This window comes from Microbacterium sp. NPDC076911 (assembly GCF_040687125.1).
GTDB lineage: Bacteria > Actinomycetota > Actinomycetes > Actinomycetales > Microbacteriaceae > Microbacterium.
The window spans coordinates 219,796-241,996 of sequence record NZ_JBFBMP010000005.1 but is presented as its reverse complement, the minus strand read 5'-3'; the positions used below and the strand labels follow the sequence as shown (position 1 = coordinate 241,996).

At 61.9% G+C, this 22,201-nt stretch carries 15 protein-coding genes; 6 read left to right on the top strand and 9 right to left on the bottom strand.

What is annotated here, in order from left to right; all coding sequences use genetic code 11:
* The first annotated feature begins 95 nt into the window (after positions 1-95).
* Entirely contained in the window at positions 96-1,613 is a 1,518-nt protein-coding gene (locus AB0O81_RS10030; protein ID WP_363583795.1) for a sugar ABC transporter ATP-binding protein, read from the top strand.
* Positions 1,610-2,659, top strand: coding sequence for an ABC transporter permease (locus AB0O81_RS10025; protein WP_363583793.1), 1,050 nt, complete (start codon positions 1,610-1,612; stop codon positions 2,657-2,659). The genes AB0O81_RS10030 and AB0O81_RS10025 overlap by 4 nt, the downstream gene beginning before the upstream one ends.
* A gap of 126 nt (positions 2,660-2,785) precedes the next feature.
* Here the strand turns inward: AB0O81_RS10025 and AB0O81_RS10020 are convergent, their stop codons facing one another.
* The 4 genes from AB0O81_RS10020 to AB0O81_RS10005 form a co-directional block, all read right to left on the bottom strand.
* The gene (locus tag AB0O81_RS10020) at positions 2,786-3,355 is read right to left on the bottom strand and encodes a hypothetical protein (RefSeq protein ID WP_363583791.1); all 570 of its coding nucleotides are present in this window, start codon (positions 3,353-3,355) and stop codon (positions 2,786-2,788) included.
* A gap of 79 nt (positions 3,356-3,434) precedes the next feature.
* Positions 3,435-9,563 (bottom strand): ThuA domain-containing protein, encoded by a 6,129-nt coding sequence (locus tag AB0O81_RS10015; RefSeq protein WP_363583789.1) that lies wholly within the window; start codon positions 9,561-9,563, stop codon positions 3,435-3,437.
* Between the two features lie 294 nt (positions 9,564-9,857).
* Positions 9,858-10,505: a response regulator transcription factor gene (locus tag AB0O81_RS10010; protein ID WP_363583787.1), complete on the bottom strand. Its 648-nt coding sequence runs from the start codon at positions 10,503-10,505 to the stop codon at positions 9,858-9,860.
* Entirely contained in the window at positions 10,493-12,208 is a 1,716-nt protein-coding gene (locus tag AB0O81_RS10005; protein ID WP_363583785.1) for a histidine kinase, read from the bottom strand. Before AB0O81_RS10005 ends, AB0O81_RS10010 begins: the two co-directional genes overlap by 13 nt.
* A gap of 292 nt (positions 12,209-12,500) precedes the next feature.
* Here AB0O81_RS10005 and AB0O81_RS10000 point away from each other — a divergent pair, with 292 nt between their 5' ends.
* Positions 12,501-13,904 (top strand): aspartate aminotransferase family protein, encoded by a 1,404-nt coding sequence (locus AB0O81_RS10000; protein ID WP_363583783.1) that lies wholly within the window; start codon positions 12,501-12,503, stop codon positions 13,902-13,904.
* Positions 13,905-13,963: 59 nt separating this feature from the next.
* Here AB0O81_RS10000 and ald read toward each other — a convergent pair whose 3' ends face one another.
* Positions 13,964-15,049: an alanine dehydrogenase gene (gene ald / locus AB0O81_RS09995; protein WP_363583781.1), complete on the bottom strand. Its 1,086-nt coding sequence runs from the start codon at positions 15,047-15,049 to the stop codon at positions 13,964-13,966.
* A 153-nt stretch (positions 15,050-15,202) separates the two neighbouring features.
* On the opposite strand from ald, the gene AB0O81_RS09990 reads away from it, so the two are divergent.
* Both AB0O81_RS09990 and AB0O81_RS09985 read left to right on the top strand, forming a co-directional pair.
* The gene (locus AB0O81_RS09990; RefSeq protein WP_363583779.1) at positions 15,203-15,673 is read left to right on the top strand and encodes an Lrp/AsnC family transcriptional regulator; all 471 of its coding nucleotides are present in this window, start codon (positions 15,203-15,205) and stop codon (positions 15,671-15,673) included.
* 55 nt (positions 15,674-15,728) lie between these two features.
* Positions 15,729-17,150: a DUF2252 domain-containing protein gene (locus AB0O81_RS09985; protein WP_363583777.1), complete on the top strand. Its 1,422-nt coding sequence runs from the start codon at positions 15,729-15,731 to the stop codon at positions 17,148-17,150.
* On the opposite strand, the gene AB0O81_RS09980 is transcribed toward AB0O81_RS09985, so the two are convergent.
* Positions 17,147-18,709 carry an SLC13 family permease gene (locus tag AB0O81_RS09980; protein WP_363583775.1) on the bottom strand — a complete coding sequence of 521 codons (1,563 nt, stop codon included), beginning with the start codon at positions 18,707-18,709 and terminating at the stop codon, positions 17,147-17,149. The genes AB0O81_RS09985 and AB0O81_RS09980 overlap by 4 nt on opposite strands.
* A 123-nt stretch (positions 18,710-18,832) precedes the next feature.
* On the opposite strand from AB0O81_RS09980, the gene AB0O81_RS09975 reads away from it, so the two are divergent.
* The gene (locus AB0O81_RS09975) at positions 18,833-19,198 is read left to right on the top strand and encodes a DUF2510 domain-containing protein (RefSeq protein WP_363583773.1); all 366 of its coding nucleotides are present in this window, start codon (positions 18,833-18,835) and stop codon (positions 19,196-19,198) included.
* Between the two features lie 24 nt (positions 19,199-19,222).
* Here the strand turns inward: AB0O81_RS09975 and AB0O81_RS09970 are convergent, their stop codons facing one another.
* The 3 genes from AB0O81_RS09970 to AB0O81_RS09960 are packed head-to-tail and all read right to left on the bottom strand — an operon-like array spanning position 19,223 to position 22,172.
* Positions 19,223-20,209, bottom strand: coding sequence for an LLM class F420-dependent oxidoreductase (locus tag AB0O81_RS09970; protein ID WP_363583771.1), 987 nt, complete (start codon positions 20,207-20,209; stop codon positions 19,223-19,225).
* The gene (locus AB0O81_RS09965; RefSeq protein ID WP_363583770.1) at positions 20,170-21,126 is read right to left on the bottom strand and encodes a DNA methyltransferase; all 957 of its coding nucleotides are present in this window, start codon (positions 21,124-21,126) and stop codon (positions 20,170-20,172) included. The genes AB0O81_RS09970 and AB0O81_RS09965 overlap by 40 nt, the downstream gene beginning before the upstream one ends.
* On the bottom strand, positions 21,123-22,172 hold the full coding sequence (locus AB0O81_RS09960; RefSeq protein WP_363583768.1) for a biotin/lipoate A/B protein ligase family protein: 1,050 nt from the start codon (positions 22,170-22,172) through the stop codon (positions 21,123-21,125). The genes AB0O81_RS09965 and AB0O81_RS09960 overlap by 4 nt, the downstream gene beginning before the upstream one ends.
* Positions 22,173-22,201: the final 29 nt, after the last annotated feature.

Here is a 22,201-nt window from a genome sequence, read left to right as displayed (position 1 = left end):
CGCGCAATCACGATCTTGCCGAGAACGGCGTAACGACGCGGCAACAACCTCAAAATTCAGGTGCAACGGCGCCATGGATCTGTTATGTTGCGGGAATGATCAAAGTCGACCACGAGGTAGTCCTCAACGTCCGAGGGCTATCGAAGTCCTTCGCAGGCGTGCGCGCTCTGAAACATGTGGACCTCGAAGTGCGGGCCGGGGAAGTGCATTGCATCCTTGGCCAGAATGGCGCTGGAAAGTCCACAATCATCAAGACTCTCGCTGGGGTTCATCAGCCCTCGGGCGGTGAGATTGTCTGGCTGGGCGAAAAGACTGAAATCTCATCACCACTGGCAGCACTGGGCCTCGGTATCGCGACGATGTATCAGGAACTCGACGTCGTCGATGGGCTGACGGTGGCCGAGAACATCTTCCTCGGTCACGAGCTACAACGCGCTGGTTTCACCAAACGCAGCCAAGCGAATCGAATGGCGAAGGAACTGATGAAGCGGCTCGGCCACAGCTCACTGTCTCCGAACACCGAAGTGGGAACGCTGAGCGCTGCCAACAAGCAGATCGTAAGCATGGCCCGCGCGCTCTCGCACGACGTCAAACTCATCATCATGGATGAACCTTCAGCTGTGCTCGACAGCGAAGAGGTCGAGAATCTGTTCGGCGTGGTGAGGGAACTCACGTCCGCCGGAATCGCTGTCGTCTACATCACGCACCGTCTCGAAGAAATCCGTGAAATCGGCGATCGCATCACCGTGATCAAAGATGGGCGCACGACTGCTACGTCGCTCCCTGTCGGAGATACCCCGACGACAGAGCTCATTCGGCTGATGACCGGGCGCACGGTCGAGAATGTCTTTCCGCCAGCAACACCGATCGCTCCGGACGCTCCCGTCGTGCTAGAAGTGCGCGACCTCGCGCTCGAAGGATGCTTCGAAGACGTCTCGTTCAACGTCCGAGCGGGCGAGATCGTCGGCCTCGCGGGTCTCGTTGGATCGGGGCGATCTGAAATCGTCGAGACCATCTACGGAGCGAGACGCGCAACGTCTGGCTCCGTGCACGTGGCAGGCAAACAGCTCAAGCGCGGATCGGTAGTCGCCGCAGTCAATGCCGGAATCGGCCTTTCTCCGGAAGAACGCAAGAGCCAGGGGCTCGTCCTCGAACAGCCAATCTATGTAAACGTGACGTTGTCATCTATCAGCAGGTTCGCGAAGGGTGGCTGGCTGCGAGAGAACTCGGAGCGCAAAGTTGCGCGCGACCAGATCGAAGCGCTGGATCTGCGTCCCGCCGACCCTGATCGCGCCGCGATTACTCTCTCAGGCGGAAACCAGCAGAAGATTCTGCTCGCCCGGTGGCTGGTTCACGGCACCGAAGTGCTGTTGCTTGATGAACCCACACGCGGCGTCGACGTCGGCGCGCGTACCGAAATCTACGCACTCATCCGCCGTCTAGCTGCCGCCGGCAATGCGATCGTCATCATCTCGAGCGAGATCGATGAGGTTCTCGGGCTCGCCGACAACGTCTTAGTCGTCGCCGAAGGGCGCGTGTTGGACACTATCCCCGCTTCACAGATCGACGAGCACGGAGTGCTCGACCTCGTTATGAAAGGAACTGCCGCGTGAGTCAGCAGACCCCCCCAGGCGTGGAGGCCACCGACACGGCAACCACCACCACAGTCACCACCACTGAGGCCACACCGATCTGGCGAAAGTTCCTCGGCAGTTCTACCGGCCGCAATATTGGGCTGATCGTCGCGCTGGTGCTCATCTTCGCAGCTGGCGCGATTACCGCTGGCGACAGCTTCACAAGCGTCAACAACATCCTCGTGATTCTCCGTCAGGCCTCTATCATCGGCGTGATCAGCATCGGCATGACCTTTGTGATCATCTCCGGCGGCATCGACCTGTCGGTTGGTTCTGTGATGGGGCTGGCATCGGTGGTCGCGACGCTCGACGTGATGCAGCACCTCGTCGACCAGACGCACTGGATCTTCATGGTCGTCGTCGCGATCGCCGTGGGCATCGTGGCCGGAATTGTCAACGGAGTCGTGATTGCGTACGGCAACGTCGTCGCGTTCATGGCGACGCTCGCAATGTTGGTTGCCGCGCGCGGCCTGGCCGAGATTCTCGCCGAGCGACGCACACTGACCGTAGATTCACGCGATTTCATCAACTTTATGAACGCTGACTTTCTCGGCGTCGACATCCTCATCTGGATGTTCGCGCTGGTGGCGCTCGCTGGCTGGCTCGTGCTCAACCGCACCACATTCGGCCGTCGCACGGTAGCGATCGGTGGAAACCGCGAAGCCGCACGCCTTGCGGGAATCAACGTCAAGCGCCACACAGTGTGGCTCTACGCGATCGCGGGACTCAGCGCTGGCATCGCGGCGGTGATGATACTCGGTCGCACAACGGCAGGAACATCAACCCATGGCACCCTTTACGAGCTTGACGCTATCGCCGCCGTTGTTGTCGGTGGAACCCTGCTGATCGGCGGCCGCGGCACGATCGTCGGCACTGTGTTCGGCGTGCTGATCTTCGCAACGCTGTCGAACGTTTTCGTACAGAACAATCTGTCATCGTCGGTCCAAGCGGTCGCGAAGGGAATCATTATCGTGGTGGCGGTTCTCCTCCAGCAGCGCTTCGCTGCTCGCAGCGCTCGAGACTAGCTGCAGCGCATAGCAAACGGCGCCGGCTGCGAGATCAACTTCTCGCAGCCGGCGCCGTTTTCAGATGCCCGGGCCCTCTCACCAGCGAAGCGATTGCCGCGTCACCGGGATGCACGGCACCGCCGTTCAGCGTCGCTTGTTCCGCAGCTGAACCATCACCACAACCGCGACGACGCCTGCGACGAGAAGGCCCCCGAGAACCACGACGATGAGCAGCGCGTTGTTGCCAATGCCATCGGACGATGCCGCTAGAGCCGGCTCTTCACTCACGACGGTCTCCTCGTTCGATTCAATCGCAACCGGAGGTGCAAGGGGTTCGACTGTTACCTCGATGACTGCATGCTCTACCTGGGGCGTGGTTGTCTTCGCGGTGACTGTCCAGTCACCATCACCGACTATCGGCCCTTCCGTCACCCAACGCCCGATGCCTTCGCTGGATGAAACCAGCGCAACCGGGCCCACCTTCGTGCCGTCCGACGCGACAGCGGTGACGACCGCGTCCATGATTGCCTCTACGACGTGCGCATCGCGCGTGTATCGCGCGGAAACGGTGAAGCCACCTGCTCCGTCATGAGCCACCGTGAGTTCATACGGCCCGCCATGCGCTACTGCTCGCGCCGGAAGCACAGCAAGCGAAATGATGAGCGCCGCAACAAGCACCAGCGCGACGCGCCTTGCGAGCAGAGATACAGTCATGGAAATTCTCCGTTGAATTCTCGAATGCGGCTAGCCGTGCAGCGCTGCGGCTGCACGGCTAGACACCGTCTTTCAGATTTTAGTAGCTGCCGAGGTCTTGCCAGACGCTCGCGCCGGGGGTCGCGTTGCGGGTCCACCACTTCGCTTTCCAGACGTGACCGTTATGAGCAACAACCTCACCACCGGTGTACACCCACGATGCGGTCCACTCACGAACACCCGTGCCTGCTGCCGGCACCAGGTCGCCCTGCAACATCCACGAACCCGTCGTTGATGCATCCGGCTGCGCGTTACGCGTCCACCACTGCGCCACATACGTGGACCCGTTAAACGACACCTCATCACCGGTGTTGTACACCACGCTCGCATCCCACACCGGCGCTGCCGGAGCAGGCTCCACCAGAGTGAACATCAACTCGGTAGCGTTACCCGCCACATCGAACACGACCACAGTGTTCTCACCCAACACCGCACCAAACGTGCCCGGAACAATACCGTTCACATCCGACCACTTCGCGTTAGTGAGATCCTTCACCGTCCCATTGATCTCCACCCGATCAACCAGACCCGCATCAAACAACTTCAGGCTCAACTTCTCATACCCCGAAGCCGCATCACCGATCGTGAACTCATCACCAGACTTCACCGTCACCGTCGGAACAGTCGCATCAATCGTGAACGACACCACACCCGTCGACGAGACATTCCCCGCCACATCCGACGCGTTGTACTTCATCGAATACGAACCATCCGGCAAAGACACGGTCGCCGTATGAGACAACTCCACCGCCCCATCCGCCGCAGACTGCGTGCTCTTGACCAGGAACCCGTCCTTGTAGATGTTCGCGACAACACGGTTCAACCCGGCATTGTCTGCAGCATCCACCTGAATGTCGAGCTCCGAGAACGGACCAGCCGTCGAAGGCGACACCAACACCACCACCGGACGCTCGGTATCCGCTGCGACAACCTCAGGCACTTCCAGAGAACCGCCATCTGACACGTTGCCAGCGGAGTCGGTCGCGCGGTATGTGATCGTCTGAGCATCATCGCTGAGCTCAACGGTTGATTCGTATTGCGTCCACTCGCCATCACCTATGCGGTATTCGATCGAGGCGACACCACTGGTGTCATCTTCGCCCGTGAGCTCAAGCGTGCGTGGGCGCGCATCGAGGTCTGTCGAATCTTCGACTGCGGGGGGCGTTGCATCGATCTTGAACGTCACTTCGCCGTCGACCGGGTCGACTTCGGGGCTCGATGCGCGGTACTGCACGATGTGCTCGCCATCATCGGCGACCTCGATTGGGGCGGTGTATTCCACCCATCCGGCGCCATTGACATTCACCTCGCGGTACACGCTGCTCTCGCCGCCTCCGGTGATGTCTACCTCCACCGTCACGGGCTCGGTGTACCAGTCATCGGTGCCATCGGGGTCAGCAGGCGTGAGGGTCGAGCTGATCTCAAGAGGCTCGACTACCGCATCTTCAACCACCCGGAAGTAGTCAAAGCGCGCGGTACGCGACACAGTGCCCTGGCTGGAATTGCCGAGTGCGTAGACCCCGACCTGTCCATCCGCAGCGGCGGCGTTCGACATCGTGTCCGACATCGCGATCCAGGTGTCGCCGTCAGTACTGTACGAACCGCTGAACGTGTCGCCATCTCTCGACAGGCGCAGCCACACGTTTCCGTCAGTGGCCAAGCCGCTGACAGTAGCTTGCGGGGTCTGGATAGCACCGTCGATTTCGCTTCGCATCTCTAGGTTGCGTACGACTGCCGAACCACCAGCGTTGGTCGACACGAGGTCGATCTTCACGTAGTTGTCGTCATCGCCGAGCGCGATCAACCCTGCCTGCTGATAGCGGCGGTCAAGAGCCGAGGCATCTACCTTGGTCTCGATCGTCCACTCATCACCGGGCTGCTCTTGCACGATGAAGTTCGGGGCGCCCGTGGCGTTGGTGTAGATGTCCTCCGCAGTGGTATCGATCTCGAGGTAGCCGTCCGCTACGCGATATCCCTCGGGCTCGGGGTCCACGACGCTCCAGCGGCAAGTGTCAAGCGAGTCGCCATCGAATTCGTCATTCGGTGTGGCAACACTTGCCGTGTCGTCAGGAGTGATGTGGAACCAGTCGAACTGTGCGTCGACGACCTCGCGTGGCGAGTTCGAGTTTGCAAATGCGGCGAGGCCGATTCGCGGATTCTCGATGCCCGCCAGCTGCTTCGTCTGCGACATCATCGTGAAGTCGATGCCGTCGGACGAATACCACGCATTCAGGCTGGTTCCGTCACTTGTGAACCGTACGAAGTAGGTCTCGGGGAACTCCGAACCAAGGTTGCCAGTGTTGGACGCTGCGACCTCGTTGGTCACGCCCGCCTCTTCCCGAATGAACTGGAAGATGCGCGTGCCGGTGGTGTTTCGGGCTTGAAGCACCATCTTGGCGTAGTTGTCATCGTCGCCGTAGACGATCAGGCCAGCCTGCTGGTACTGCGCCGTAGCCTCGAAGGTGACCTTGGCGGTCGCCTGCCAAGCGCCGTCAGGCAGTTCTTGCAGGATGATGTTCGGCGCATCTCCGCCGGCCCCATTGATATCGGTCTTCGTCGCGGGGATGACCAAGTGCCCGTCTTCGACAACCACTTCTTGGTTGAGGCGAACGTTGCTGTCCCACCGGTCAGTGTCGAGTGCGTCACCGAGGAAGTCATCTGATCGCCCTGAGAAGCACATGCCCAATGCTGGCTGCTCTGCAGTGATCGTGAGGGACTCTTCGCTGGTAGCGCCCGTGTCATCAGTTGCGCGAACCGTCAGAACGTACTGACCGGCCTGGGTGTAGACAAACTGCTGCTCGCCATCGCCTGCGACGAATCCGTCGCCCAGTCCTGCGTTCCACTCGAGCGTGACATCGCCACCTTCAGGATCGACGGCAGACGCGGTCGCGTTGACTGTCAACGGTGCGTTGCCAGTGGTCTGGTCCGCGTCGAGCGTGATAACCGGAAGACCGTTGGCGTCGACACCAGCGCCCACCCACTCGAAGTAGTTGACGTTCACCTTGCCAGCGGTGAGCACAAAGTAGAGCGTGCCCGTCTCGGTCGGCAGATCTGCCAGATCGACGTCGAAGTACTGGTAGTTCTGCCATCCAGCTGTCGAGGTGAACGGAATGGTTGCCAGCTCTTCACCATCGGGGGCGTTCCAACGCATCGAGATGCTGCCTGAACCGTTAGGTACAGCCAAGCGGGCTCGCACGGCGTCAATGCCCTTGAAGTTGATCGGCTCGTACGACCACCAGTCACCCACGTCGACATATGACAGGTTCGACCCGCCGCCTTCGTCTCCGGTGTCTTCGGTACGCACGCCGTCGCTGCCGTCCAGGTTGGCGGACTCTGCGAAGAACTCCGCTTCGAGGTACTTGGGCGTCAGCAGGTTTGTGCCATAGCCAGTCAGCGGCACGCCCGCGGCACCACCGTCATCGGTGTAGCGCACATCGACAACCCAGAAGAGCTTCTCGGTAATGCCGTGCCCACCATCGCGACCTGTCGGGATGCTTCCCTCGCAGCCGCTGAGTTGACCCATCGGGTGCTGATGAGAGTCGTGGCCCAAGGCCGGCAGCACCTCGACCTGAGAGCAGTCGATTTCGCCAGTGCCGTCGGGGTCATCAACAACGATCTGGTAGGCGACCTCGTCGCCCCACTCGAAGAATCCGCCGTTCTCAGGGAACACGATGTTCACCGTCGGTTCGACGTTTCCGACAACCAAGTTGACTGAGGCGATCGCGAACTGTCCCTCAGCGTCTGACACCGTCAGCGACGCGGTGTACTCGCCATATCCGGTGTAGGTGTGTTCGGGGTTCGGCTCGTCAGTCGTGGCGCTGCCGTCACCGAAGTCCCACAGATAGGTGATCGCTTCGCCCGACGGGTGGCGCGAGCCTTCCGACGTGAACTGCACGGTCAGAGTTTCTTCCGACCCGCTGGTCTTGTCAGCGCTCGCACGAGCGATCGGTGATGGGTTGCCCTTGACGTAGTCGATTCGGTAGATGCCCGAGCTCGAGTTGTTGCCGCCGAAGCCCTGACCCCAGTCGATCACATACAGCGATCCATCGGGGCCCCACTGTGCGTCCATAACTCGGTAGAAGCCCTGGTCGGGGTCGAGAATACCGGGAAGCATGCGCGTGACGCCCACGATCTCAGAGTGCAAAGGAGCATCGGTGGTGTCTTCGTTCATCGTGACGCTGAACGCCTCACCGAGGTTCCAGTCACCGAAGAACGCTTTGCCATCCCAGTACTCAGGCCACTTGGTGTCGGAGTCCAGGTCAGGGTCATACGCGTAGGCGGGTCCGCCCATCGGGGCTCCCGTGTAGCCGGCAGCTCCGATCTCGGGGAACGGGTTGTCGCTCGCATTTCGCACACCCCAGTACTCGGGGGTGATCACTGGCGGGAGTTGGCTCAGCCCGGTGTTGCCAGGGCTGTCGTTGATGATGGCGTTCGGGTCGAACCGGTCACCAGATGTCGACGTCGCAAAGTCGTAGTCGACATAGCAGGTCTCACCAGTGCAGTAAGGCCAGCCGTAGTTTCCCGGCTCGTCAACGATGTTCCATTCAGTGGTCGCGGCAGGTCCGCGGGTGTCGCTCGAGCTGCCTGAGTCTGGGCCATAGTCGGCGACGAGGATGCTTCCGCTGTACGGGTCGAGGCCGATGCGAAACGGGTTGCGGAAGCCCATCGCGTAGACCTCGGGACGTGTCTGGTCGTTCGCGTCAGCGGACTCATCGAACAGGTTGCCCGCCGGAATCGTGTACGTGCCGTCATCCTGCGGGGTGATGCGGATGACCTTTCCTCGAAGGTCGTTTGTGTTGCCCGAGCTGCGCTGGGCATCCCACGATGAGCGCCCATCGCGTTCGTCAATCGGCGTAAAACCGTTCGATGCGAAGGGGTTGGTGTTGTCACCCGTGGCAAGCACGAGGTTGCCATCCAGGTCGAAGACCATGTCACCACCGGCGTGGCAGCATTCGTCCCGCTGCGTGGTGATCTTGAGCAGGGTCTGCTCTGACGCAGAGTCGAACGAGTCGATCGCAGGGTCGTAAGTGAACCGCGAAATGCGGTTGTGTGGACCGTCTTCGTCCGACACGGTGGACGGCGACCAGTAGACGTACATCCACCCGTTCTCAGCGAAGTCGGGGTCAAGCACCGCGCCGAGCAAACCGTCTTCGTTGCCCAGCGTGACGCTGAGGTTCAGCGCGGTGGTGCGCTGCTGCGTGTCGGGGTCGATCCGCTGGATTCGGCCATTGCGCTCGACATAGAACACGGTGCCGTCTTGGGCGACCTCGAGCGACATCGGGTTGCCGGTGTCGTCGGCGAGGGTGACGAGCTCGTAGCTGTCTGATTGAGAAGCACTGCAGTCGGAGTCAACGACGCCGGCCGCGGTGCGCACGCCCTCAAGAACGTGGGTCAAGAAGTCGGGCTCTGCGAAGGCCTCGTTGGTGTGTCCGCCTGCGGTGTACCAGGATCGTCCACCGTCGTATACGTTGCACCACGCGATCGGGTGGTCCTCACCCATGCCGCCGTTGCTATACGACGACTCGTCCAACGAGAGCAGGACGTGAACGTCGTCGCGCGGGTTGGTCTGGAAGTCGTACCACTCGTCGAAGCGGGTCCAGGTGTCACCGAGGTGAGAGGTCGACTCGTGAGCGTGATCTTCAACCTCGATCACACCGTTCTGCTGCGCGGGGTGTCCTTCGAAATATGCACCGACAAGGCCTTCGTACCATTCCCAGGTGTACTCAGTGTCGCTTGCCGCGTGTATGCCGGCGTATCCACCACCTGCCTGGATGTAGCGCTCGAATGCTGCCTGTTGGGTGGTATCGAGAACGTCGCCGGTCGTCGATACCCAGACAACAACGTCGTATTGCTCGAGATTCTCGTCGGTGAACGCAGTCGCATCTTCAGTAGCGTCGACTGTGAAGCCGTTGTCGATGCCGAGTTGCTCAATCGCAGCGACCGCAGTGGGGATGTTCGCATGCCGGAAGGCGGCGGTCTTTGAGAAGACCAGAGCGTTGAACTCGGGAGTCTCCTCAACTGCTGAGATGAGCGCGTCACCTGAACCGACGAGCGTCGCTTCTGCCGCCTGTGCCGGGGCGACCGACATCATGCCCAGTGGAAGTGCTATCGCTGCACTCGTCAAGAGTGCGAGGGCCTTTGTGCGGCCATTTCGTACTGCTTCGTACACGTTAATCCTCTCGGCGCGTCGCGTCGATGCGACCTTGCTCGGATTGCGCTACCGTCACCTCTTCGCGACGATTGCCTGCTATTGCGAGAGTAGAGACCCTGTTTGTTGTTTGTCAAGATTTATTTGCATCAGGGGTTGGCGCGACGCACTCCTTCGCCTTCACGATAAGGACCGGTTTTCGCGTCCGCGTCACCAAATTGACCGCTGCTATCCATCGAGAGGGATCGGCGGCGAAGGAGCTGAGCTACTCGAGTGCGTTCAGCGCTTTACCGAGCGGCGCGAGTCCGAGGATGGTCACTCGGTGAGGTAGTGCAGTACCGCGAGCACCCGCCGGTGATCATCGGCATCGACAGGAAGCCCGAGGGCGTCGTAGATACGAGATGTGTGCTGCACCACTGCTTTCTCTGAGCAGCCGAGACTCGCAGCGATCCATGCGTTGCTGCGCCCCTCAGCCATCAGAGCGAGCACCTCCCGCTGGCGTTGCGTGAGACGATCCACCCCGCCTCCCAGCATTCGAGCACGAGAGACCAGAATCTCCACCACATCGGGATCGAGCGCGGTGCCCCCGGCTGCCACTCGCCACAGGTCTTGGGTGAAGGTGTCAACGTCAGCGATGCGCTGTTTGAGCAAATAGCCCACGCCGCCACGCCCATCCCCGAGCAGCTCTTCGGCGTAGCGGCGTTGCACGTGCTGCGAGAGCACAACGACAGCGGTCTGCGGCCAGCGGGTCCGGATGCGCACCGCTGCCGCGAGCCCTTCGTCGGTGAACGTCGGCGGCATACGGATGTCGGTGACAACGAGCTCAGGCTCATGCCGAGCGACCGCAACATCGAGCTGTGCGGCGTCGGCGACGGTCGCTACGACGTCGAAGCCGTCCTGCGCCAAGACCAGGTCGAGACCCTGCCTGAGCAGTGCTTCATCTTCGGCAATCACAACTCGCATGGCAGCTCCACGGTAAGGGCCATTCCCCCGCCATCGGGTGAACGAAGATTCACAGTTCCACCGAGCGCGTCGACCCGATCGGCAAGCCCACGCAGCCCACGCCCTTCGACAATCACGCCACCTCGACCGCTGTCGCTCACGTGAATGTGGAGCGCGCCCGCGGTCTGCACAAGGCTCACCCTCGCCGATGCAGCATCAGCATGCTTGACCGTATTGGCAAGGGCTTCAGCGACCACAAAGTATGCCGTGTTGCTTACCGGCTCAGACAAATGCAGATCGGGTGGGTGCACCTCAAGCGCGGTGGGGATCGGCATGCGATCAACGAGGTCTTCAACGGCATCGCTCAGACCTCGCTCGGTCAGCGTCAGTGGCAAGACGTCGTGGACCAGCCGTCGAAGGTCTGCCGCCGCGGCATCGATGCGCTTGCGCAGTGTGGTGGCAGCAGACTTGGTCGACGGCGATGAGTCAGCAATACCCGCAATCTGTTGGGCTTCGAGAGCCAGCAAAACCAATTGAACCTGCAACCCATCATGCAGGTCTTGGGCTATGCGCAGTCGTTCCAGATCTGCCGCTTCAACGATGCGCGTTCGGGACTCGCGCAACTCCCGTTGACTCCTCAGAAGCTCCGCTGAGAGTCGCGTGCGATCGAGCGCCACGGCGAGCACCTGCCCCGCTCTGCGCACATGCTCAGCGTTGCCATTCATGCGGGAGTCGTACTCGATGACGGCGACACTCTCACCCGCCACAGTGACTTCAACAACCTCTCGTCCTTGGGCACGGCCGACGACGTTCACCGTCTCCCCGGCCTCGTCAACGAACTCTCCCGGGGCGCCGCCGCGAAGCCCCAGGCGCACGGTGTCATCTCCGAGAGTCAGTGCCAGCGCGTCTTGAAGTGAGTCTGCTGCCACATCGACGCTCAACCACACCCCCAGATCAGCGAGTTCTCCCACGTGCGTGAAGCCACCGCGCAGCATCCCGAACACAAAAGCAATCGGGACGCCCGTCAGCAACACCAGTTGCACCACTTCGCGCGTCGGTGGCGCAAACCCATCGAACAGCAACGTCGCGAACGGGACGCCAAGCACCACAAACATTCCGTAGGAGAACAGCGGCAAGAGCACCCTTCGGTGCGCAGGATCAGCCGCCCGCACGCGCAATGCGAGCATCAACGACGTTGCTCCCATCACGGTGAACCCGCATAGGCGCTGCGTAATGATGGCCGTCTCGAGCACCGTCTCAGACGTCGCGAGGTACAGCGGCGCCTGCAGCACTACGGCAACGAAGTAGGCACCGGCAACAACCACGCGTGCAGCGTTGCTTCCGAGTCGCCCAGAGGGAAAGGCGAGTAGCAGGTGAACGATCACCGCCAAGATCGTGGTGGTGAAAACCAGCCCGATCCCCACCAATATCGGCGGCGAGGCGTTGCGGAGGTTGGAGAGGTACACCACCAGGGCACCCGCCAGAATCAGGGCAGCCATCGGGTTGCTGGGCCGCCGGTACCACGCGACCAGCCCAGCCGCGAGGTACACCCAGAACACCACGGTGTAGAGCACCAGCACGCCGGGAAACTCAGAACCGGGAAGGACCAGCACCAGCTCGAGGAGCCCCCCAAGCGTGCCGATCAGCCCAATCAGCAAGAGAGCTCGAACGAAGGATGCTGCACGCGCAACGCGCGGCGCCGCTTGCCCCTGCTGCGCTCGCATGCCCCTCGCTTTCACCGTTGTGACCACTATCTTCGCGCAGTCTTCTCTCGGCTATAGACCTAGGTCTATCGCGCCGATCTCGCAACACAGCCAGAGTGGATGTGATCCGCAACAGCACCGGTTGGCGCCGCCTGAACCTGCGGGCGCAGGATGCGAGAACTGGGGACGTATCCTGCGCCCGCATCTTCGCCGGACGGTCCGCCGCTCGCGGCCTCTGAATCGGACGAACCGGCGTGGCCTCGCGGAGCCGCTCACGAGTAATGTCGATCAGAAGGCCTAGAGCGGAGTTTCCATGTCGACATCGTCCGAGCGCGCCGCGCGCACCGAGTCAGAACTGCAGGAGATGGCGAAAGACCATCTATGGATGCACTTCGCGCGCCAGTCGGTGATGACGGAGGGACCGGGAGTCCCCATCATCACCAAGGGCGAGGGGCACCACATTTGGGACTCGCAAGGCAAGAAGTACATCGACGGCCTTTCTGGTCTGTTCGTCGTCGCCGCGGGTCACGGGCGCAAGCGCCTCGCACAAGCCGCGGCCAAACAAGCCGAGCAGTTGGCATTCTTTCCAATCTGGTCGTACGCGCATCCAGCCGCCATTGAACTCGCTGACCGCATCGCGAGCTACGCCCCCGGAGACCTGAACAAGGTCTTCTTCTCCACCGGCGGCGGCGAAGCTGTTGAAACAGCGTTCAAGCTCGCGAAGTACTACTGGAAGCTGCAAGGCCAGCCCACCAAGCACAAGGTCATCTCACGCGCCGTCGCTTACCACGGCACCCCGCAAGGCGCACTGGCGATCACGGGCATTCCGGCAATGAAGTCGATGTTCGAGCCCGTCACCCCCGGTGGGTTCCGCGTGCCGAACACGAACTTCTATCGCGCCGCTGAGATGGGCGGCCCGACGGAAAGTCTCGAAGAGTTCGGAGTCTGGGCGGCCGACCGCATCGAGGAGATGATCCAGTTCGAGGGCCCCGACACTGTTGCCGCGGTGTTCCTTGAGCCGGTGCAGAACTCGGGTGGATGCTTCCCCCCTCCCCCCGGCTACTTTCAACGAGTGCGCGAAATCTGCGACAAATACGACGTATTGCTCGTCTCAGATGAAGTTATCTGCGCCTTCGGACGAGTCGGCCACATGTTCGCCTGCGATGCATACGGCTACAAACCCGACATGATCACCTTCGCGAAGGCCGTCACCAGCGGCTACTCGCCGCTGGGCGGAACGGTAGTGAGCGACAAAATCTACGAACCGTTCGCGCACGGCGACACCGCTTTTTATCACGGCTACACGTTCGGCGGGCACCCCGTCTCCGCCGCTGTGGCACTGGAGAACCTCGACATCTTCGAAGAAGAGGGGCTGCTCGAACGCGTTCGAGAGAACTCGCCGATCTTCCGTTCTGAACTCGAGAAGCTCACCGATCTTCCCATCGTCGGCGATGTTCGCGGCGATGGTTACTTCTTCGGAATCGAACTCGTCAAAGACAAGGCGACGAAAGAGACCTTCAACGACGACGAGTCCGAAAGACTGCTGCGCGGATTCCTCTCCAAGGCGCTGTTCGACGCCGGACTCTATTGCCGTGCTGACGACCGTGGCGACCCCGTGATCCAGCTGGCGCCGCCGCTGACGATAGGTCCGGCCGAGTTCACCGAAATCGAGCAGATCCTTCGCAGCGTGCTCACCGAGGCCTCGAACCGTCTGTAACCTGACGTGGCGATAAACGCGCTGGATCTCACTCACCGGATCCAGCGCGTTCGTCGTTTCTACAGGCCCAGCGCGGCCCTCACTCCCGCGTTGGTCACGACGCCATCTCGAACGTTGAGCCCCAGTGCGAGCGCCGGGTTGCGTTCAGCAGCCGCGTCCCATCCGTGATTCGCGATCGACGCAATGTAGGGCAACGTGGCGTTGCTGAGCGCACGGGTTGAAGTGTGCGGCACAGCGCCGGGCATATTGGCAACGCAGTAGTACAGCGAATCATGCACGGCGAACGTCGGGTCGTCGTGCGTCGTTGGGCGTGATCCCTCGAAGCATCCGCCCTGGTCGATAGCGATGTCTACCAGCACCGAACCCGGCTTCATCGCTTTGACCATTTCTTGCGTGACGAGCTTGGGGGCCGCCGCGCCCGGGATCAGTACCGATCCAATCACCAGATCTGCGTCGGCCAGCTGCTCAGCGATCTCGTACCGCGTTGAGGCACGAGTCTGCACCGCACCGCCAAAACGGGTTTCGAGTTGGCGCAGTCGCGGCAAGGACACATCGACGATCGCGACGTCTGCCCCGAGGCCTAGCGCGTTTGCTGCTGCATGCTCGCCAGCAACGCCCCCGCCGATCACCAGCACCTTTGCTTTCGGTGTGCCGGGAACGCCGCCCATGAGCATTCCGCGTCCCCCCTTCGCTTTCAGCAGAGCGTGCGAGCCGACCACGATTGACAGTCGCCCGGCCACCTCGCTCATCGGCGCGAGCAGGGGCAGTGCCCGGTCTGGCGTCTGCACTGTTTCGTATGCGATCGCTGTCGTCCCCGCCGTCATCAACGCCTCAGTGAGCGGTCGGTCCGCCGCCAAGTGCAGGTAGGTGAAGAGGGTCAAATCTGAGCGGAGCCTGGCGTACTCGGCAGCGATGGGTTCTTTGACCTTCACCACCATTTCGGCGCGTGCCCACGTCTCGTCAGCAGTGTCGACGATTTCCGCCCCCGCGGCGCGAAAACTCTCGTCAGTGATATTGCTGCCGAGCCCCGCGCCCGACTGAATGATCAGCTTGTGACCGGCCTGCACGAGTGTGTCTACGCCAGCGGGTGTCATTCCGACGCGGTTCTCGTTGTTCTTGATCTCAGTGGGGATGCCAATGCGCATGGACACTCTTTCGTTGTGTTGAGAGCGCCCACATTGCCAGATTCATTCGAGTGTTAGCCAGTTATTGATAGATTCGTCACAGAATGTACCCATTTCCCAAAGAATAGTCGTTGCCGACCGTAGCAGGGCAGTGCAGCATGAAGGATCGTCGCCATGCCGAATGAGCTCACCGACTTGGATGAACGCATCATTGAGATCCTCTCGGCCGACGGGCGGGCGACTATCGCCCATATCGCTTCATCGCTCAACGTCGCGCCGTCAACCGCCCATACCCGTGTGCGCGCGTTGATCGACAGAAAGCTCATCACCGGAGTGCACGCGGCACAGAACTACGCCGCTTTGGGCAGAGGACTGCAGGCGATGATCGGGGTAACGCTGCGCCCAGGTGCTCGTCAAGAGAACATCGGGCTGTTTACCGACGAGGTGAGAAGCCTCCCCGAGGTGATCCAGCTCTTCTTCGTCGGCGGAAGCGATGACTTCTTGGTGCACATCGCGGTACAAGACTCTTCAGCGGTGCGTCGTTTTGTCGTTGATCATCTTTCTGCGCGACCGAGTGTCGCATCCACTCGCACGAGCATCATCTTCGAATACCACCGCAACGCTGTGGCTGCCGACTTCTCTTAGTGAGCGCCCGCGGCGAATTGTGGCGGAAGCACTCGTTGTCGGCCATGATCTGATCATGGCCGTTCATGATCTTCGTCCCGCGTGGGATCTGCCGATAATCTCCCGCGCTGACGCTCGCGCGCTCGGACATAAACAGCGCAAAGCGGTGCCACGACGCTCGCTCGGCGAGTTGACGGAAGTGCCCCACCGCGATGCGGTCGCTCACCTGCGCGAGCAGAACGCTGACCGCGTCGCGGAACTCGTCCCGTTGCGCATGCAGCGCATGCTCGCGAATCCCTTTGCGTTCTATCGGGGCACGGCAGGGCTGATGGCTGCCGACCTCGCCGACGCGCCCAGCTCAAACATTCCCGTCGCTGCCTGCGGGGATGCGCACATCAGCAACTTCGGGTTCTATGCCTCGCCGGAGCGCCGATTGGTCTTCGATCTCAACGACTTCGACGAAGCAGCGATCGCTCCGTGGGAGTGGGACGTGAAGCGACTAGTGACGAGCGTTGTCATCGGCGGTCGGCACGCCGACTATGACGAAGACCTTGTCACAGTCACGGCGGATGCCGCGGTGCGCGCCTACGTCAGTTCGCTGCGCGCGAGCAACAGCATGAGTGCGCTGGAACGCTATTTCATGCACCTCAACAGCGAATTCGCCAACCAGCGCATGAGCAAGCAGGGCAAACGCGCGGCAAAAGCAGCCATCGCGGCAGCCGAACGGCGAACCGGATCACGGGCGCTGGACCGACTCACCGAACATGCTGAAGATGGCACGCTGAGATTTCGCGAACAGCCGCCAACGATGAAGCGAATCACTCTCGACGAGGCGGAGGCTGCTGGCGGCATCGCGCACTCTACCCACGAAGTCGGCTACCTCTTTCGGCAGTATCGCGAGAGCGTGCCAATCGACATCGACATCGTGCTGTCGCAGTACCTTCCGAAAGACCTGGCGCGCCGTGTGGTCGGCGTGGGAAGTGTCGGCACCCGTTGTTATCTGCAGCTTCTCACAGGCGCTGACGATGACGCGATTGTCTTGCAGATCAAAGAAGCGGGCGAATCGGTGCTGAGTCTGCACGGCAAGATGACGCAACCCGAACGTCTTGCGCGAGGTGTCGCCGAGCATGGGTACGGTTTTCGCGTCGTCGGCCTGCAGCGCATTCTGCAGGCCGTCTCCGACCCGTTCCTGGGGTACCTCGGGGGACCGAATCGCGACTACTACGTGCGGCAGTTCCACGACATGAAAGGCTCCATTGAGCTGGAGGGGCTCTCTTATGAGGCTTTTCACGACTACGTGCTTGGCTGCGCAGCCGTACTCGGACGCTCACACGCCCAGAGCTTCACCGCGGGGCGCGTGGTGGGATATATCGGCAGCCCCGAGTCGGCGAGCGCAGCAATCGTGGCGTGGTCGCGCGCATACGCCGACCTGTCGATGCGCGACTACGAAAGCGCGTGCCAGGCATGGGACCCGACGACAGGTGAAGATCTCGGCTAGAACGGCCAGATGAGTGGCACGTAGAGCACAGCCATCGCGATGAAGAAGACAGCGAGCGGAAGCCCTAGCTTCCAGTAGTCGCCAAATCGGTATCCGCCGGGTTCCATCACCATGAGGTTGGCGGGGGTGGCGATGGGTGTGAAGAACGCAGCCGCTCCCGCGACCGTGAGCGCCATCATGTAGGGCATAACCGACAGATCGAGAATGCCAGCCAGCGCGACCGCGATCGGCGCAACGATCAGCACGGTCGCCATATTGCTGATGAGCTGACCGAGCACGAGCGTCAGCAGGCAAAGCACCAGCAGCGAAAGATACGGGTTCGCGCCGCCCAGCCAGTTGATGAGCGAGTCGGCGACGAGGTCCGCAGTGCCGGTCACGGTGACGGCGGTCGCAAGTGGCATCATGCCAGCGATCAGCACCACGGTGGTCCACGACACCGAGCGATATGCCTGGGGGAACGTGATGGTGCGGGTGAGAATCAGCACGCCCACCGCGAGCAGGCCCGCCACTGCTGGCGGCACCCAGCCCGTCGCAAGCAGTACCACCATGCCAGCGAGAACGACCAATGCACGGCGTGCGCCTCGACCCAGGGGCACCGACCGACGCAAAGCGCGCGGCGGGTCAACGCTGAGCACGCCTGGCCGTTCAGAATTGCGCACGAGCTCATCCCAGGTGCCCTGCATCAGCAGCGCGTCACCGGCGCGCACCACGACCTCTTTGTCGTTGATGGCGTCATCTCCGCGACGCACTGCCAGCACCACCAGAGCTTCGCCTGGAACGGCCATGCCAGGCGCCACCCGCTCGCCGATCAAGGGCGAACGAGGGGGCACCACAATCTCGGTCACGCCATCGGTGGAGTTGATGATCGCTGCGGTGTCGAGAGTGACTTCGTAGTGGCTGCGAAGCAGGCGAGCATGTCGAACCAGATCGACCGGAACCGCGACTGCAGGGCGATCAGGCAACAACCGTGGGCCGAGCAACAGCACGATTGCGATAGTGCCCATCAACAACGGGATGCCGACCAGCGCAAACTCGAAATAGCCGAATGCTCGACCACCACTAGAGGCGGCGAGATCTGACACGACAATGTTGACGGGCGTGCCCGTGAGCGTAAGCATCGATCCCGCCGACGCAGCAAAGGCGAGGGGAATCAGAAGTTTGGATGCTGCGATCCCCGCACGCGCCGCCACGACCACAACGAGTGGCAACAGCGCGGCGACGGCACCGTTGATGCTGATGAATGCCGAGACCACGGCCACCAGCAAGCTGATCACGACCACGATCTTGCCGCGTTGGGTTCCCGCTCGCCCGATCACCCATTGGCCTGCCCAGGCCATCGCCCCCGATGAATCCAGGGACTCGCTGACGATGAAAAGCGTCGCGATGAAGATGACAGTGGGATCCCCGAAGCCTGACAGGGCCTCGGGAAGGGTGAGGATGCCCGTGGCCCACAAAGAAAGCGCGACTCCGACCGCCACGATCTCCAGCGGCACCCGATTGCTCACGAACGCGATGATCGCCATCACGAGAATGATGAGTGTCGTTATGACGGGGTCCACGCGGCCCAGCGTAGCGGCAGGCCCACGACGAGCACGCACCGGGTCCGGCCGGGCCTACGCCAACTCGGCTAGTGTGAGCCCGCAGCGGCTTTCGCGTACGCGTTTCTGCGAAACGAGGAGAAAATGATCGAGCCCGTTCCTACGATCCCTGGCTGGTATCCCGACACTCGCACCGGCGGATCCAAGTACTGGGATGGTTCGCGGTGGTCAGGCGGCAAGCGCCCAGCGCGGCGCCGCTTCGCTGCTCCTTTCGGCACCGGTTGGATGGGCTACGTCGTGCTCGTCATGGCCGCGATGTGGGTTGCGATCGGCTTGGGCGCATACAGCGACACCCACGCTGTCGGCTACCTCTTCGCCGCGGTCCTGATTCCCGTTGGTCTTGCGGCCATCAGCGCCTACATGCTGCGAGGACGCGGGCCCACGACGCGCGAAGTGCGCACCCGTCTGGCTACCGAGCGTGGGCGCAAAGTCGGCAACCGCAAGACCTGAACCGCAGGTCGGGGCGAGACACTGTCACGCCAGTGCGCCGATAACCTCGCGCTCAAACAGCTGAATTCCACTGGTGTCGTAGGCCGCTTCAGGAAAATAATGAATCGCATAGCCCAGGCCTCGGCGCTCACGCTCGGCGAGACGATCGATGACCTGCTCCACCGACCCGAACCCAGGAGAGTCCAAGTACTGACGCTCGATGTCGTTTGCGCGTTCTTCGCCCACGTGCGGCAGCAACCGTTCTTTCACCACGGCCAGACGTTCGACCGCTTCAGCCTCGGTGGCACCGACGATCGTGTTGAAATTCGAGGAGCGTGTGATCGTCGAGAAGTCCCGGCTGATCGCGTCGCAGTGACCACGAAGAACCTCACTCTTGTGGTCGAACTCCTCGAGCGTTCCCGTGAAGTTCGTGTATTGGGCGTATTGCGCGGCGATCTTGAGCGTCACCTTCTCGCCACCACCTGCGATCCATAGGGGCACGCCGCCCGACTGCAGCGGAGTCGGTTGCACGATGGCGTCCTTCACCTGGTAGTACTTGCCATCGAGCGAGGCCCGACCGGTTGCCCACGCCTGCGACATGATGTCGACGCCTTCGCGCAGCATCCCGAGTCGTTCAGAAATCGCAGGGAATCCATAGCCGTAGGCTTCCCATTCGTGCTCGTACCACCCCGCGCCGATGCCCATCTCGGTGCGCCCGCCCGAGATGACGTCAACGGTTGCCGCCACCTTCGCGAGGTATGCGGGGTTCCGATACGCCACGCAGGTGCACATCTGCCCCAGTCGGATCCGTCGCGTCGACGCCGCGAACGCCGCCATCAACGTCCACGCCTCGTGCGTGGCTTGCTCGGTCGGGACCGGAACCGTGTGGAAATGGTCGTAGATCCAAAGTGATTCCCACGGCCCTTCGTCGGCACGAGCCGCGACGGTCGCCATCACCCGCCACTGGTCAGCAGGATCGATGTCAACGAGATCTAGGCGCCAGCCCTGGGGGATGAAGGTTCCGAATCGCATCGCGCCAGCATATCGGGAGCGCTCCCAAATGTGACCGTTGCATGCGGAATTCGCCGGCGCATCACCGCGATCGCGTCGGGGTTCTCGTCGACGAGCACGGCGTTGCGCCCGAGCGCAGACGCGACCGCACCCGTCGTACCGCTACCCGCGAAAAAGTCGAGCACACTGTCGCCTGGTCGGGTCGACGCCTGCACGATTCGCCGCAGGATGCCCTCGGGCTTCTGCGTCGGATAGCCCGTCTTCTCTCGTCCGGTGGTGGGAACGATCGTGTGCCACCATACGTCGGTGGGCAGTTTTCCCCGTGCAGCTTTCTCTGGTGTCACGAGGCCGGGCGCCATATACGGCTCGCGGTCGACCTCTTCGGAATTGAACCAATACCGTGACCGGTCCTTGACGTAAACCAGGATGGTGTCGTGTTTCGTCGGCCACCGCTTACGGGTCTTCGCGCCATAGTCGTACGCCCAAATGAGCTCGTTGAGAAATCTCTCGCGGCCGAACAGCGCGTCGAGCATCACCTTCGCGTAGTGCACCTCGCGGTAGTCAAGGTGCACGTAGAGAGTGCCGTCATCGGCGAGCAACCGCCAAGCTTCGATCAGGCGCGGCTCGAGAAAATTCCAGTAGTCGTCAAAGGTGTCGTCATAGGTGCGAAGGTCGCCGCGCAGTCGCTCGTACTCACGGCCGTGGAATCCTCGGCGCACGATCGGCGGCTCGCCGCGCGGTGAAGCTTGCTCAGGCGCGGCTGCGACCGCCGAGCGCGCGGTCTCGACCGCGCGGGTCTGCTGCCGCCCCGTGTTGAACGGCGGATCCAAGTAGATCAGCGTGAAAGCCGCGTCGGGCAACTCTCGGATCACCTCGAGGTTGTCACCGTGATAGATCTTGACCGCGCCACGCTCTGGGGGTGACGTTGGCTCGCTCACGGAACCCGTCGCAGCCACGCGTCAGTTGAGAACTTCGACTCAACCAGCGCTTCGGCTTCGGCGTACTCGTCGTCTGTGATCGAGCCTGGCGCAGCACCATAGAGGCGGGTGAACGTTTCGATGAAGCGGTCTATGATTCCTGCGCGCGGCAATCCGCTCTGTCGACGCAATGGGTCGACCCGTTTGGCCGCCGAGGTCGTTCCCTTGTCACTGAGCTTCTCGCGACCGATGCGCAGCACTTCGGTCATCATCTGACCGTCCATGTCGTAGCTGAGCGTGGCGTGGTGCAGCACTCCTCCGTTGGCGAGGCGTTTCTGCGCAGCACCGCCGATCTTGCCCTGAGGCGAGGCGATGTCGTTGAGGGGCTGGTAGGTGGCTTCGATGCCAAGCGATCGCAGAGCTTGCAGCACCCAGTCGTCGAGAAAAGCGTAAGAATCTGCGAACGTCATACCCTGCACGAGGGCAGCAGGCACGTACAGCGAATAGGTGACGATGGCGTTTGCCGCCATCAGCATCGCTCCACCACCAGAAATGCGACGCACCACGTCGAAGCCGTGCCGCGTCGCGCCCTCGGGGTCGACTTCATTGCGCAATGACTGAAACGACCCGATGACCACCGCGTTCTCGTTCCACTCCCAGATGCGCAGGGTGGGTTTGCGCAGGCCTGCGCCCACGCGTGTGGTGAGCACCTCGTCAAGCGCGAGGTTCATTCGTGGCGAGACCGGCTTGTCGTGCACCACTTCCCAGTCGAAGTCGCTCCACCCCGGTGCCGTGACCAGCGCTCGCCGCACCGCTGTACCCACCGATTCGGGCGTGAAACCGAGAAGCTGTGCCCCCTCGGGCAAGGCAGCGCGCACGGCGGCCGCGATCGCGGTCACATCGGATTCTGCGTTAAGCCCGTTGACCGCGGCATTGATGTCTGCGAGCGCGCCATCAGGTTCGAGAAAGAAGTCTCCCGCGAGCCGAAAGTCAGCGATTCGGCCGTCGCGCTCTTCCAAATCGACGACGACGAGTTTGCCGCCGGGGACTTTATATTCGCCGTGCATGAATTCAGCTTAACGATGCCGACCGCTCA